The sequence below is a fragment of the Jeotgalibaca sp. A127 genome (assembly GCF_052266745.1).
Lineage (GTDB): Bacteria > Bacillota > Bacilli > Lactobacillales > Aerococcaceae > Jeotgalibaca.
Genome location: NZ_JBQPRC010000001.1, coordinates 186,224 through 200,472, shown reverse-complemented (window position 1 = coordinate 200,472; position 14,249 = coordinate 186,224). Strand labels below are relative to the sequence as shown.

Sequence of the window (14,249 nt, the reverse complement as noted above, 5' to 3'; positions counted from 1 at the left end):
AGCTGGGGCTTTTGCTCCAGCTTTTTTACCATTTTAGGGGAGGTGTTGCTATAAAATGAAGACGATTTACGATTCAGTGGAAGTTTTAAACGGAGTAGGAGCAAAACGGCTGGAATCATTGCACTCTTTGGGTATTTACACGATCTATGATTTGGTAACGCATTTTCCTTTTCGCTATGAAGATATTCAAGTGCGTTCTTTGGACGAAATTGAAGATCAAGAAAAAGTTACGTTAAAAGGGACCGTGGTGACCCAACCTGTCGTTCAACATTATGGGTATCGTAAAAGCCGCCTATCTTTTAAAATAGCTTTGGATAACGCAGTTGTTGGTGTTACTTTTTTTAACCAACCTTATTTGAAGGATAAAGTGATTCTAGAAGATGAAATTGCCATATTTGGTAAATGGGATGCCATACGCCAAAATCTAGGAGGATTCAAAATTCTGGGCTCCAGCAATAATCAGGAAAACCAAGATTTTGAATCGGTGTATCATGTTAATAAGAGTATAAAACAAAAAACATTAATGAATCTCATCCAAGCAGCCATTGATGACTATTACGCGTTCGTTCCCGAGATAATTCCTGAGGGCCTTCGCCAAAAGTATCGGTTGATGTTTCATAAAGACGCTATCAGGGCGATGCATTTTCCGAAAACCCAGGATGAATTCCAACAAGCAACGCGCCAAATCATTTACCAAGAATTTTTGGTTTATCAATTAAAATTACAACTCATCCGTTTCAAACGAAAAGGAAGCAAACAGGGGCAACCTATTTTATATGATGTCGAAAAACTGAAATCTTTTATTGATGTTTTGCCCTTTGAACTGACCGATGGACAAAAAAAAGTCGTTAATGAAATTTGTCGTGACCTGCGAGCCCCATTCGAGATGAATCGTCTTTTGCAAGGGGACGTTGGAAGTGGGAAAACAGTAGTGGCAGTAATAGCATTGGTAGCGACTATTCTCGCAGGTTATCAAGGGGCATTTATGGTTCCCACCGAGATACTAGCCGAGCAGCATTTTCAAACCGTTTCGTCTTTCTTTGAAAATACAAATTATTCTGTCGCATTGTTAACAGGAAGTACGAAAACAAAAGATAGAAGACAGATTTTGGAAGATTTAGCAGCTGGGAAATTGGATTTGGTGATAGGGACCCATGCCTTGATACAGGATGATGTCGAATTTCACCATCTGGGGTTGGTTATTACGGATGAACAACATCGATTTGGTGTGAATCAACGGCAGAAATTGAATGAAAAAGGCAATAATCCCAATGTGCTTTATATGACGGCTACGCCTATACCGAGAACCCTGGCAATTACATTAATGGGCGAGATGGATGTTTCAGTACTAGCGCAAATGCCTGATGGTCGCATTCCTATTCGCACGGTCTGGAGCAAGTCAGATCAATTGGTCCGTGCATTGACGTTTATCGAGCAGGAGTTGGAAAAAGGTCGACAAGCCTATATTATTACCCCGTTGATTGAAAAGTCAGAACTGATAGACCTCAAAAATGCTGAAGAAGTCCATCAAAAGGTGGTAGAGTTTTATAAAGGGAAATGGCAAATCGGTCTCTTGCACGGCAGACAAAAGGCTGAGGAAAAAGATGCAATCATGCATGCCTTTAAAGATAATCGCTATCAAGTTTTGGTTTCAACGACCGTTATCGAGGTAGGCTTAAATGTTCCCAATGCTACCGTGATGGTCATTCAGGATGCCGAAAGATTCGGTTTAGCCCAACTTCATCAATTAAGAGGGCGGGTTGGTAGAGGAAGTGCAGAGTCTTATTGTATTCTGCTTGCAAATCCCAAGACTGAAATCGGGAAAGAACGTATGCAGATCATGACGGAATCTACGGATGGCTTTTACTTAAGTCAAAAGGACTTGGAATTAAGGGGATCTGGAGATGTATTTGGCGTCAAGCAGGCTGGGATGCCAGTATTCAAATATGCTGACGTCATAAAGCACGCGGATGTGTTGGATACAGCGAACCGGGATGCAATCCTGATGTTGAGCGATAAATCTTTCTTTGATGAACCTGAATGTCTGCCCTTACGTGAATATCTGGAAACAGAGCAAAATCTAGCGAAAAAATTACAATAATGTTCATTAAAAAGATGACAATTCATATAAGCTTCTCTAAAATAGATTTAGATGAAAAAGAAAGAAGGTAAATAAATGAGAATTGCAGTCGATGCAATGGGTGGCGATCATGCTCCTCAAGCAATCGTAGAAGGTATTCTACTAGCGGCGAAAGAATATTCTGATGTTGAGTTTATTTTGTTTGGCGACGGCGAACAAATTAAACCCGTTCTAGGAGACGCATACAATACAGATAAAATTAAGATAGTCCACACAACTGAAAAAATTAATAGCGATGACGAGCCGGTTAGGGCAATCCGTTCAAAACGTGAGGCCTCACTCGTTTTGGCTGCCAGAGCCGTTAAAGAAGGAACAGCCGATGCACTTTTCTCGGCAGGGAATACAGGGGCGTTATTAGTAGCTGGTTTATTGATTATTGGACGGATTAAAGGAATCGACCGTCCAGGACTAATGCCTGTTTTACCTGTAATCGGGAAAGATGACCAATTCATATTTATGGATGTAGGTGCAAATGCAGATTCAAAACCTGAGAACTTACATCAATTCGGAATTTTGGGGTCTTACTACGCACAATTTGTGCTCGGGAAAGAAAAACCAAAAGTTGCTTTACTCAACAATGGAACTGAAGCAAGTAAAGGTAGTGATTTATCTAAAAAGTCTTTTGAATTACTGGAAGCAGAAGAATCCATCAACTTTATTGGTAATATCGAGGCCCGGGAATTATTTTCCGGAGATGCTGATGTTATCGTGACAGATGGCTTTACTGGTAATGCAGTACTGAAAACCATTGAAGGAACAGCATTCGGAATCATGAAATTAATGAAGAGCAGTGTCCTTTCAGGAGGACTTAAAGCAAAAATAGGTGGTTTACTAGTAAAAGATGCACTCGGAAACGTAAAAGATACCATGGATTACTCTAAATATGGGGGAGCTGTCTTGTTTGGTTTACGAGCTCCTGTCGTAAAAACACATGGCTCTGCCGACAAAGTCGCTGTTTACCATACTATAAAACAAATTAGAAAAATTATTTCTTCTCATGTAATCACGGATCTTGTGACCTATTTTGAAACACATAAAGAAGAAACACCCTCGTAATTCAAAAGTGCCACATTGAAATAGTATTGGACAAAATATAGTGGTAACGGTAAAATAAACATTGTGAAATTCAAACAGATGTTTTCTTGTTAATCAAAGAAACGTAACGATTAGGAGGTGCTATTTTGTCAGAGAATACTACACTTGAAAGAATTTCTGCTATGATTACTGAACGATTTGGGGTTGATGCAGAAAAAGTCTCCCGTGACTTAACTTTCCAGGAAGACTTGGGAGCTGACTCACTTGATGTCGTCGAATTAATTATGGAATTGGAAGATGTTTTCTCAATCCAAATTTCCGATGAAGATGCAGAAAAGATTGTTACAATCGGAGATGCAGTCGACTATATCGATGCACACAAATAATAAGCTACATTAAGAGCAACATGACCATAAGGTTATTGTGGTCATGTTGTTTTTTATTGAACAAAAGTTTAATACCGGTAACTTATCTAGACAATGTTAAGAATTGGTGAAAAAAAGGTTGTCTTTCTAATTTTTAGTCAGTATAATTAGAAATATTAATAAACACACTGGTGAGTTCGAAATAGACAAGTTATTTAAGTCTTTTTTTGTTATTGTGACAAAATTCTGAGTTAATCGCTTGAAAATACGAATAATCACTGGTTAGAAGGAGGGTATCCCATGCAAACAGGGAAACCGCTACTGGAGATAAATCATCTTCACACAGCGTTTAGAATTAAAGATGATTATTATGACGCTGTCGACGATGTTTCATTTACACTTGAGAAAAATGAGATTTTAGCTATTGTAGGAGAATCTGGATCAGGTAAGAGTACATTAGCAACTACCATTGTTGGACTTCATAATAAGGCAAATACTCGCATTGAAGGCGAGGTACTGTACCAAGATTTAAATCTCATTGATTTAAATGAAACCCTTTATAATCGTATCCGCGGAAATGATATCGGGATGATTTTCCAAGATCCTCTTGGAGCATTGAACCCACTGATGACAGTATCAGATCAAATTGAAGAAGCACTCATTTACCATACTAAGATGGACTCTTCTGCACGTAAACAACGTGTATTGGAATTGTTGAATCAAGTTGGTATTCCAAAACCAGAACGTGTTGCAAGACAATATCCACACGAACTTTCAGGTGGTATGCGACAACGGGTGGTCATTGCGATTGCATTATCCTGTAAACCACCAATTTTGATTGCTGATGAACCTACTACTGCCCTAGATGTTACAATTCAAGCTCAAATTCTGGATTTAATGAAAGATCTCCAGGATGAAATGGAAACAGGAATTATCCTGATTACCCATGACCTTGGCGTTGTAGCTGAAACTGCAGACCGTGTAGCGGTCATGTACGCCGGCCAAATCGTTGAAATGGCTACTGCAACAGAATTGTTTACAAATCCTAAACACCCTTATACACGTTCGCTCTTAAAATCAATTCCACAATCTGAAGAGCTAGAAGGCGATTCAGAGGATTTGCACGTTATTCAGGGAACAGTGCCTTCATTGAAAAATCTTCCAAGAAAAGGCTGTCGCTTTGCTAGCCGTATTCCTTGGATACCTGCTGAAGAGCATGAAGAAAACCCGACACTGCATGAAATTTCTCCTAATCATTTTGTGAGATGTACATGTCATGAACATTTCCATTTCGAAGGGGAGGTAGAATAATTTGAGTTTTATGCAAATTAAAGATCTAAAAGTGCATTATCCTATTCGAAGTGGATTTTGGAACCGCGTGACGGACCATGTTCATGCTGTTGACGGGATAAACTTGGAAATCGAAGAAGGAAAAACATATGGTTTGGTTGGTGAATCCGGTTCTGGTAAATCTACAATCGGAAAAGCTATCATCGGGTTGGAAAAGATAACAAGTGGACAAGTTGTTTATGAAGGCGAAGATGTAACGAACAAAGCCCGTAAACGTACTTCCCCTTATAATCGTAATGTGCAAATGATTTTCCAGGACTCAATCTCAAGCTTAAACCCGAGAAAACGTGTGTTGGACATCATTTCGGAACCGCTTGATAATTTTGAACGTCTATCACCTGACGAAACAAAACGTCGTGTTATTGAATTGTTGGATATTGTTGGTTTGCCAGAAGATGCATTATATAAATATTCTCATGAGTTTTCTGGGGGACAAAGACAACGTATTGGGGTTGCCCGTGCCGTTGCAACAAATCCTAAATTAATCATTGCCGATGAGCCTACATCAGCACTTGATTTGTCAGTTCAAGCACAAGTGTTGAACTTTATGAAACGTATTCAAGAAGAATACAACGTTTCATATTTGTTTATCTCCCATGACCTGGGTGTTGTGAAACATATGTGTGAAGATTTGGCAATTATGTATCGTGGACGTTTTGTTGAATTTGGAAACAAACAAGACATTTACACCAATCCACAACACATCTATACGAAACGACTTTTATCCGCTATTCCGGTAATGGATCCTCTAACACGCGATGCTCATAAAGCAAACCGTTTAGCAGTTGAAAAGGAATACGCTGATAATCAAGAGAAGTATTATGATGAAAATGGTCGTGTTTATGATTTAACCTCTCTATCCGATACTCATAAGGTTGCTATTCGACCAAGCGATATTAAGGGAGGTGCCTAATTATGTGGAAAACAATTTTAAGACGAGTGCTTGTCATGATTCCGCAAATTTTAATTCTTAGCTTGCTTGTGTTCTTGATGGCACAAATTATGCCAGGTGACCCGTTTACAGGACTTATTACTCCTGATATGGACCCTGAAACAATTGAACGCCTACGTGAAGCAGCAGGTTTGAATAATCCGTGGTATGTTCAGTATTGGGATTGGATTACAAATGCCTTGCAAGGGGATTTTGGTAAAAGTTATACATATAAAATTCCTGTAGCAGAATTAATTGGTCAACGTGTTGGTAACACCATTTGGTTATCCATCGTTTCCTTGATTTTTACATATCTAATCGCACTGCCTTTGGGTATGTATGCGGGACGTAAAAATGGGTCTTGGGGAGACAAAGCAATCAGTTTCTATAACTATGTCAGCTTTGCCATTCCAACTTTCGTTTTTGCACTTCTATTAATCTGGATTTTCGGTTTCACTTTGGGCTGGTTCCCAACTAGAGGGACTGTAGCATCAGGTTTGGAAGTAGGGTCACTGGAGTATATCTGGAGTCGTTTCTACCACCTGATTTTACCGGCTATGTCTTATGCGTTATTGGCAACTACAAGTACGATACAATATCTACGTACGGGTGTTATTGATGCCAAACAAGAAGACTATGTAAAAACTGCTCGTGCTAAAGGTGTTCCTGAAAAAGTCGTTTATAACAAACACATTTTCCGTAACTCAATTTTACCTATTGCTTCATTTCTAGGTTATGACATTACAGGCTTGATAGGTGGGTCCATCTTTATCGAACGGATCTTCTCATTCCCTGGGATGGGTCGCTTGTTTATCGATTCATTGGGCGCCCGTGATTATAGTGTCATCACCGCTTTAATTCTACTATTTGGATTAACGGCGTTATTCGGTACTTTGCTATCTGATATCATCATGAGTATCGTTGACCCACGTATCCGTATCGAGTAGAAATTAATATAGAAATGGAGGTTATAATATGCTACCTGAAGAAGAGAAAAAACAAGCAAGTGCAGAAGAAGTAAGTGCGCACTTGGATACATTAGTCGAATCAGCTGATGAGCAGGGAACTGTTGTTGGTTTTGCAGTTATTGCTCGTGAATTTAAAAAAGATAAATTAGCCATGTTCTCACTGGGCTTATTAATTACATTGTTGCTCGTTATTTTTATTGGATCATATGCTTTCTTTGATCAAAGTGAAGTTATGCGTGTCCACATTTTAAATCGTTACGAGATGCCAGGGGCGGAATATTTCCTTGGCGCTGATGAGGGAGGACGGGACGTACTTGGACAATTGTTCATCGGTGCCCGCAATTCTATCATTATAGGTTTTAGTGTTACGATTATTACTGGTATCATCGGTATTGGCTTGGGAATCATTTCAGGCTACTACGGTGGAATCATTGATAACATACTGATGCGTATTGTGGACTTCATTATGGTTTTACCTACAAATATGATTATTATTGTTTTTGTATCAATGGTACGTGATTACAATCTTGTGACGTTCGTACTTATTATGAGTGCTTTCAGTTGGGTAGGTAAGGCCCGTATTTTCCGGAGTCGTACATTATCCGAAGCTGAGCGTGATTATGTAAGTGCATCGAAAACATTAGGTACTAGTGATTTCAAAATCATGTTCCGCGAAGTGATGCCAAACTTGAGTTCATTGATAATCGTTAACTCGACATTGAACTTTGCAGGTAATATAGGAATCGAAACTGGTCTGAGTTTCTTGGGCTTCGGTTTACCACCATCTGTTCCAAGTTTAGGTACACTCATTGGGTTTGCGACATCCCCAGATGTCATCGAGAATAAAACATGGGTTTGGTTGCCAGCTTCAATACTGATTTTAGTGTTGATGTTGAGCATAAACTATGTCGGCCAAGCGTTGCAGCGTTCGGCAGACTCTAAACAAAGATTAGGTTAGGAAAAGGGAGGAAATACAATGTTCAAGAAAAAATTAGGTCTAGTTTCTTTAGCTGCTTTTGCGCTAACTCTAGCTGCTTGTACAGGCGGCGACGGTGAAGAAACTTCTTCAACAGATACTGGTTCAGTATCAGAATCAACAGCTGGTGGCGAAGAAAGTGGTGTTGTTGAGTTCGAAACAGTCATGACAAATGACGAAGAGTCAATTGAAGGTGGCACATTGCGTTACGCTATGGTTGCCAGCTCACCATTCCAAGGTATCTTCAGTCCAGAATTCTATGAAGATGCTTATGATGCTGAATTAATGGGATTCTCTCATGAGATGCTATTCTCAGTTGACGAAAGTTTTATGCTTTCACAAGATGGTATGGCTACTTTCGAATTTGACGAAGAAGCAAAAACTATCGCAATTACTTTGAAAGATGACTTGAAATGGTCAGATGGCGAGCCATTGACTGCTGAGGACGTATTGTTCTCATATGAAGTTATCGGTAGTCCAGAATATGCTGGTGTACGTTACGGTGCGGATTTCGAAAACATCGTAGGTATGGCTGAATATAAAGCTGGCGAAGCTGATACTATTTCAGGGATCACTGTTTCAGATGATCAAAATATTACAATTGAATACATCGAAGTTAATCCATCCATTCTTCAATCAGGTGGTGGTATCTGGGGTTACCCAATGCCAAAACACCAATTGGAAAATGTAGCAATTGCTGACTTGGCTTCTTCTCCAGAAATTCGTAACAATCCTGTTGGTGCAGGTCCATTCCGTGTTAAATCTATTACACCGGGTGAGTCTGTAGAATATGAAGCAAACGAACACTACTGGAAAGGTGCTCCTAAATTGGATGGCGTTGTTGTAGAAGTTGTTGCTCCAGAAACAATCGTTTCTGAAATGGAAAATGGTAACTACGATGTTGCTTCCATGCCAACAGACCAATACGACACTTACAAAGATGGCGAAAACTTTACACTTCTAGGCCGTCAAGAATTAGCTTATACATACATTGGATTCAAACTTGGTCAATGGGATGCTGAAGCTGCTAAAAATGTTTCCAACCCAGATGCTAAAATGGCTGATGTGAACTTGCGTCAAGCTATGGCATACGCGATCGATAACAACGCAATTGCAACTGAGTTCTACCAAGGACTTCGTGAAAATGCGAAAGTTATGATTCCACCAGTATTTGGTGATTTTGTAAACACTGAAATCGAAGGTTTCACATATGATCCAGACAAAGCAGCAAAAATCTTGGATGACGCTGGTTATGTCGATACTAATGATGACGGATTCCGTGAAACTCCAGAAGGTGAAGAGTTAGTAATCAACTTTGCATCTATGGCAGGTGGCGCAACTTCTGAGCCAATCGCACAATACTACCTACAAGAATGGAATAACATCGGTTTGAATGTACAATTGGCTACAGGTCGTCTAATCGAGTTCCAAGCTTTCTACGATATGCTTGAAGCTGATAACGAAGATATTGATGTTTACCAAGCAGCTTGGGGAACAGGACATGATCCAAACCCAACTGGCCTATACGGTGAAACAGCAGCATTTAACTACACTCGCTATGTGAATGAAGAAAATACTGCTATCTTGAACAAAATCAATTCTAAAGACGCATTTGATCCAGAATTCAAATTTGAAGCATTCCACGAATGGCAAGAGCATATGTTCGAAAACGTTCCTGTAATTCCTACTTTGTGGAGATCAGAAGTATTCGCAGTTAATAACCGCGTTAAAAACTATGATATCACTTACGGAACGACAGACGGCTGGGAAGCTGTAGAATTAACATCTGAAACAGCATACTAATATAACCGAACCTAATCTTATGGACTGAGAGAAATCTCAGTCTTTTTTTTTGTGGAGTGCAGCAAGAGCGTGTGCACGGAAACTCAGAATTTGAAAAGTGATTACTCACAGCCGTTTAATGGTCTGAGTAATCACTTTTTGCCTTGAACTGATTACTTAGAAGCTGAATTAGGTTTGAGTAATCACTTTTAACCTTTAATTGATTACTCAATAGGATATTCCGATTTGAGTAATCACCTAGAACGCCTTAACTAAGGGTGACCAAAAAGTTATGTTCATTCCTCACGGACTTTGATGCTTCTTAAACCTTATCTTGTCTAGATTTTAGTGAAAAATACGGCTGTTTGACGTATAATGGTGAAGTATGGATTTTTTAATTAATCGAGAGGAGGTAACAAAATATGAATGATCTAATTCAATTAATAAAAGATGAATATGGGATTCGTTTCAACGATGAAATGCTGTTACAGGAGGCATTTACCCATTCATCATATGTGAATGAGCATCGTCATCAAAAAATGAAGCATAATGAACGATTGGAATTTTTAGGGGATGCGGTTTTGGAAATAGTAGTTTCCGAGTTTCTTTTCCACTACTATTCAAGTTGGAGCGAAGGGAAATTAACCCGTTTACGTGCCCAGATTGTTTGTGAACCAAGCTTGGCCCAATTTGCCAACGACTGCCATTTTGATAAACATATTCGCCTGGGTAAAGGTGAAGAGAATATGAATGGCCGTAAACGTCCAGCACTATTGTGTGATTTGTTTGAAGCTTTCATCGGTGCTTTATTCTTGGATCAGGGAATGACAGCTGCAAAAAAATTTATCAAACAAGTTGTTCTTGATTCTATAAAAGAGGATGCTTTTTCACATGCGATGGATTACAAGACATTGTTGCAGGAAGAACTACAGAAAAATGGTGATATTTTAATCAAGTATGCCCTATTACTGGAAGACGGGCCTTCACACGCTAAACGCTTTGAAGTAGCAGTGCAGGCAAATGGTAAGGTGTTAGGACAAGGTTCAGGTACGAGTAAGAAGTCAGCGGAACAAGCAGCGGCACGCGTTGCTTACCAAAAACTGACGAAAAAAGGATAATCAGATCGGGAAAGGATGTTTTATTTGCATCTAGAAAGAATTGAAATGACGGGGTTTAAGTCTTTTGCAGATAAAACCGTTATCGAGTTTGATAAAGGCGTGACCGCTATTGTGGGTCCCAATGGCAGTGGCAAGAGTAATTTGTCTGAAGCTGTCCGCTGGGTATTAGGGGAGCAATCTGCCAAAAACCTGCGTGGGAAGAAAATGAATGATATCGTTTTTGCCGGTTCGCAATCGAGAAAACCGATTAATATAGCAGAAGTAACATTAGTATTTAATAACGAAGACCGCTCGCTCCCTATTGATTTTTCGGAAGTGAGTCTTACAAGGCGTATTAACCGAAATGGTGACTCTGATTGCTTCATCAATCGGAAGCCATGTCGCTTAAAAGATATTACAGATTTGTTGATGGATTCAGGCGTGGGTAAAGATTCCTTTTCCATGATTTCCCAAGGGAAAGTTGAACAAATTTTCCAGAATAAGCCCGAAGAACGTCGCGCAATATTTGAAGATGCTGCGGGAGTCGCGAAATATAAAAATCGTAAAACCAGTGCGCAAAGAAAATTAACCGAAACGATGGATCATTTGAATCGCGTTCAGGATATTTTACATGAAATTGATAATCAGTTGATTCCTTTAGGAAAGCAACGCGACACAGCCTTAGCCTATCAGGAAAAAAACACCCAATTGAGCAAAATTGAAATTGCACTGTTGGCTTTTGAAATTACTAACCTGAACAACCTATGGCAAGATTCGAAGAAAGAAATCGAAAGCTATCAGAAAAAAGTCGCCAATGAGGAAAAACAACAGATCAGTTTGAAAGAAGACCTCGCTGCCCTAAAACATAACGCATCATTATTTGATCGGGAGCTGAATGAGTTTCAGGATGAATATGTGGCGACTATCCGGAAAATTGAACAATTAGAAGGACAGAAGAATATTCTCGCCCAAAAAGCCAATTTTTCTGCAAAAAATAAAGAAGAGCAAGGACGGATTCTACAAGAAAAGCAAGATTTGATTGAGACGGAGACGCTTAAGGCAGAGGAACTTTCTAAAGAGTTGAAGGAAAAAGCATCCGTTCGTAAAGCTTTGCAGAGTGAGATAACCAGTTTATCAGATAAAGAAAAACAATTTTCTCAGGATAAGAATCAATGGCTACAAGAAATACGGGATACATACATTGAAAAGCTTCAAGTTCAGTCAATGAACAAAAATACTATTTTGCAAAATGAACGTGAATATGCACATCTTACAGAGCGAAATGCTGTTTTGATAAAAAGGCTTAAAGAACTAAAAGATAAAATCGAACAGTCTCAATCAGCCGTTGAAAGAGATACGCAAATTATTAAACAAAAAACATCTGAGCAAGCTAATACGGATAAAAAACTCCAAAAGCTTATGGAAACGCTGAATACTTCTGAAGCTACATTTGCTGAATATAATCGTCATTTGAATGAATTAGTACGCTCGATTCAACAAGCTGAAGCAAGACGTGAGAGTCAACAAGAGTTGGAAGATTCATACGCCAGCTATTACCAAGGTGTTAAGGAAATACTTAAACGTAAAGACGTTATACCAGGTATCCACGGACCGGTCGGTGAGTTATTCCAGGTTCCGGAAACCTATACTTTGGCTATTGATACGGCTTTAGGCAACGCCATTCAAAATATTGTCGTTGATAATCCGCAAACAGCCTCGAAAGCGATCCAAGTACTGAAAGCAAATCGCTTGGGTAGAGCGACCTTTTATCCCCTTACGGTCATCAAAGGACGGCAGATACCGGATTATGTGAAACATGACTTAAAAAACCAGCCCGGATTTATTGGGATAGGGTCTGAATTAATTTCATATGAACCGACTTATGCCGAAATTGCGGCTAATCTACTTGGTACGACTATTATTTCCCAAGACTTGGATTCCGGTTTGGCGATTGCTAAAAGCTTAGATAATCGCTTCCGAATTGTTTCCCTGGATGGTGATGTTATCCACGCTGGCGGCTCAATGACAGGGGGCGCCACTAAACGTCAACAAGGAAATTCCGTTTTCAGCCGCAAGAACAGCATTGAAAAACTGACGGTTTTCATTGAAGAAAAAACAAGGGAATACCAACAGTTGGAACAAAAACATCAAGCTCTCTCGGTAGAAGTTGAAGGAGCACAACAGCTGAAAGAAACGTTACAAAGTCAGACTCGTCAAGTTGCTTTTGAACTTGAAAAAGTCAAAGAAAACTTCAGTCGTGAGCAAGAGCTGCTAAAGGATTTACAAAAAGAATATGCTGCCGAGGTTTTTGAACAGAAACAAATCAATCAACAGCATGAAGAAGTTGAAACCATTCTCGCACAAGCACGGAAGCAAAGAGATAATTTGGCTGTTGAAGTTGAGCGATTAAAACAAGATATGGCCGATTCAACCATGAATGAAGAGGAACGCCAAAAGTTATTACAGAAGATCCAAAGTGAATTGAGTCAAAAGCAACAAGAATTAGCAGTATTAAAAGAGCAAGAAAAACAACTCCGCCGGGATATAGATGCAGCGCAGGAAATTATCAGTAAAGAAAAAATGACCATTCAGGCCATCGAAGAAAACATCGAACTTGTATCAAAACAAGAAACGAACGAATTCCAGACTGTTGAGGAAGTTTTACAAAGTTTGGAACAGGCCTACAAGCGTAAAGATGAACTCGATTCGGTTATGGATGATAAGCGTACGAAAAAACATAATCTGGATGAACAATCCGAAGCCAAGAACAATGAATTAAATCAATTATCTGCGAACATCCAGGCAGAATTGGAAAAATTAGCCAGATTTGAGAGTCAGGCTGGTCGGTTGGAATCATCCATCGATCATCATCTGAATCGGTTGAATGAGGCATATGGCTTGAATTATGAAGCTGCGGTAAGCACGTATACATTGACTATGCCAGAGACGGAAGCTAAAATAGCCGTTAATACCTTGAAAAAGGAAATAACCGACTTGGGGCCAATCAATATGGCTGCGATAGAAGAATATAACCGTATTGCAGAACGCTATGATTTCTTGAAGCAACAGCAAACGGATCTCCTGACCGCAAGGCAGTCGTTACTGGATACAATGGAGGAAATGGATGAAGAAGTGTCCCAACGCTTCTTAACCACCTTTAATGCAATTAAGGAACAGTTTGAAAAGACGTTTCCGAAATTATTTGGTGGCGGTAAGGCAACCATTGCGTTGTCGGACGAGAATAATATTCTGGAAACAGGAATAGAAATTATTGCCCAGCCGCCAGGAAAGAAACTTCAACAGTTAAGTTTATTATCCGGTGGGGAAAAAGCATTTACAGCTATTGCTTTATTATTCGCGATTATTGAAGTTTCGCCAGTGCCATTTTGTATCCTGGATGAAGTGGAAGCAGCTTTGGATGAAGCAAATGTCGTGAGGTTCGGGAAATACCTGGCCTCATTTGAAAAGGAAACGCAATTCATTGTGATCACCCACAGAAAAGGGACGATGGAAGAAGCGGATGTTTTGTATGGTGTGACCATGCAAGACTCTGGTGTTTCCCGCCTTGCATCCGTAAAATTTGGGGAGTACGAAGAAGAATAGGA

The 14,249-nt window shown here is 39.6% G+C and carries 10 protein-coding genes; all 10 read left to right on the top strand.

Translation table 11 applies throughout. The annotated features are described in order from the left end of the window. The first annotated feature begins 55 nt into the window (after positions 1 to 55). The 10 genes from recG (at position 56) to smc (ending at position 14,247) form a co-directional block, all read left to right on the top strand. A complete protein-coding gene (gene recG, locus ACTVAI_RS01020; protein WP_443474452.1) occupies positions 56 to 2,101 on the top strand; it encodes an ATP-dependent DNA helicase RecG in 2,046 nt (681 codons plus the stop codon). A gap of 75 nt (positions 2,102 to 2,176) precedes the next feature. Then, entirely contained in the window at positions 2,177 to 3,196 is a 1,020-nt protein-coding gene (gene plsX, locus ACTVAI_RS01015) for a phosphate acyltransferase PlsX (protein WP_443474453.1), read from the top strand. Positions 3,197 to 3,321: 125 nt separating this feature from the next. After that, positions 3,322 to 3,561 (top strand): acyl carrier protein, encoded by a 240-nt coding sequence (gene acpP / locus ACTVAI_RS01010; RefSeq protein WP_443474454.1) that lies wholly within the window; start codon positions 3,322 to 3,324, stop codon positions 3,559 to 3,561. Between the two features lie 279 nt (positions 3,562 to 3,840). Next, positions 3,841 to 4,851, top strand: a complete 1,011-nt coding sequence (locus ACTVAI_RS01005) for an ABC transporter ATP-binding protein (RefSeq protein WP_443474455.1) — start codon at positions 3,841 to 3,843, stop codon at positions 4,849 to 4,851. 10 nt (positions 4,852 to 4,861) lie between these two features. After that, entirely contained in the window at positions 4,862 to 5,803 is a 942-nt protein-coding gene (locus ACTVAI_RS01000) for an ATP-binding cassette domain-containing protein (protein WP_443474461.1), read from the top strand. A 2-nt stretch (positions 5,804 to 5,805) separates the two neighbouring features. Next, on the top strand, positions 5,806 to 6,768 hold the full coding sequence (gene opp4B, locus ACTVAI_RS00995; RefSeq protein ID WP_443474456.1) for an oligopeptide ABC transporter permease: 963 nt from the start codon (positions 5,806 to 5,808) through the stop codon (positions 6,766 to 6,768). A gap of 28 nt (positions 6,769 to 6,796) precedes the next feature. Then, on the top strand, positions 6,797 to 7,747 hold the full coding sequence (locus tag ACTVAI_RS00990; protein WP_443474457.1) for an ABC transporter permease: 951 nt from the start codon (positions 6,797 to 6,799) through the stop codon (positions 7,745 to 7,747). Between the two features lie 18 nt (positions 7,748 to 7,765). After that, positions 7,766 to 9,568 carry an oligopeptide ABC transporter substrate-binding protein gene (opp4A, locus tag ACTVAI_RS00985; RefSeq protein ID WP_443485684.1) on the top strand — a complete coding sequence of 601 codons (1,803 nt, stop codon included), beginning with the start codon at positions 7,766 to 7,768 and terminating at the stop codon, positions 9,566 to 9,568. Between the two features lie 401 nt (positions 9,569 to 9,969). Continuing rightward, entirely contained in the window at positions 9,970 to 10,665 is a 696-nt protein-coding gene (gene rnc, locus ACTVAI_RS00980) for a ribonuclease III (protein ID WP_443473953.1), read from the top strand. Between the two features lie 24 nt (positions 10,666 to 10,689). Further along, complete coding sequence (gene smc / locus ACTVAI_RS00975) at positions 10,690 to 14,247, top strand: chromosome segregation protein SMC (RefSeq protein ID WP_443485683.1); 3,558 nt, start codon at positions 10,690 to 10,692, stop codon at positions 14,245 to 14,247. Positions 14,248 to 14,249 lie beyond the last annotated feature (2 nt).

Coding starts and splice junctions, on each gene's coding strand:
- ACTVAI_RS01005 (WP_443474455.1), top strand. CDS start 3,841: ATGCAAACAGGGAAACCGCTACTGGAGATAAATCATCTTCACACAGCG.
- plsX (WP_443474453.1), top strand. CDS start 2,177: ATGAGAATTGCAGTCGATGCAATGGGTGGCGATCATGCTCCTCAAGCA.
- opp4B (WP_443474456.1), top strand. CDS start 5,806: ATGTGGAAAACAATTTTAAGACGAGTGCTTGTCATGATTCCGCAAATT.
- opp4A (WP_443485684.1), top strand. CDS start 7,766: ATGTTCAAGAAAAAATTAGGTCTAGTTTCTTTAGCTGCTTTTGCGCTA.
- ACTVAI_RS01000 (WP_443474461.1), top strand. CDS start 4,862: ATGCAAATTAAAGATCTAAAAGTGCATTATCCTATTCGAAGTGGATTT.
- recG (WP_443474452.1), top strand. CDS start 56: ATGAAGACGATTTACGATTCAGTGGAAGTTTTAAACGGAGTAGGAGCA.
- ACTVAI_RS00990 (WP_443474457.1), top strand. CDS start 6,797: ATGCTACCTGAAGAAGAGAAAAAACAAGCAAGTGCAGAAGAAGTAAGT.
- rnc (WP_443473953.1), top strand. CDS start 9,970: ATGAATGATCTAATTCAATTAATAAAAGATGAATATGGGATTCGTTTC.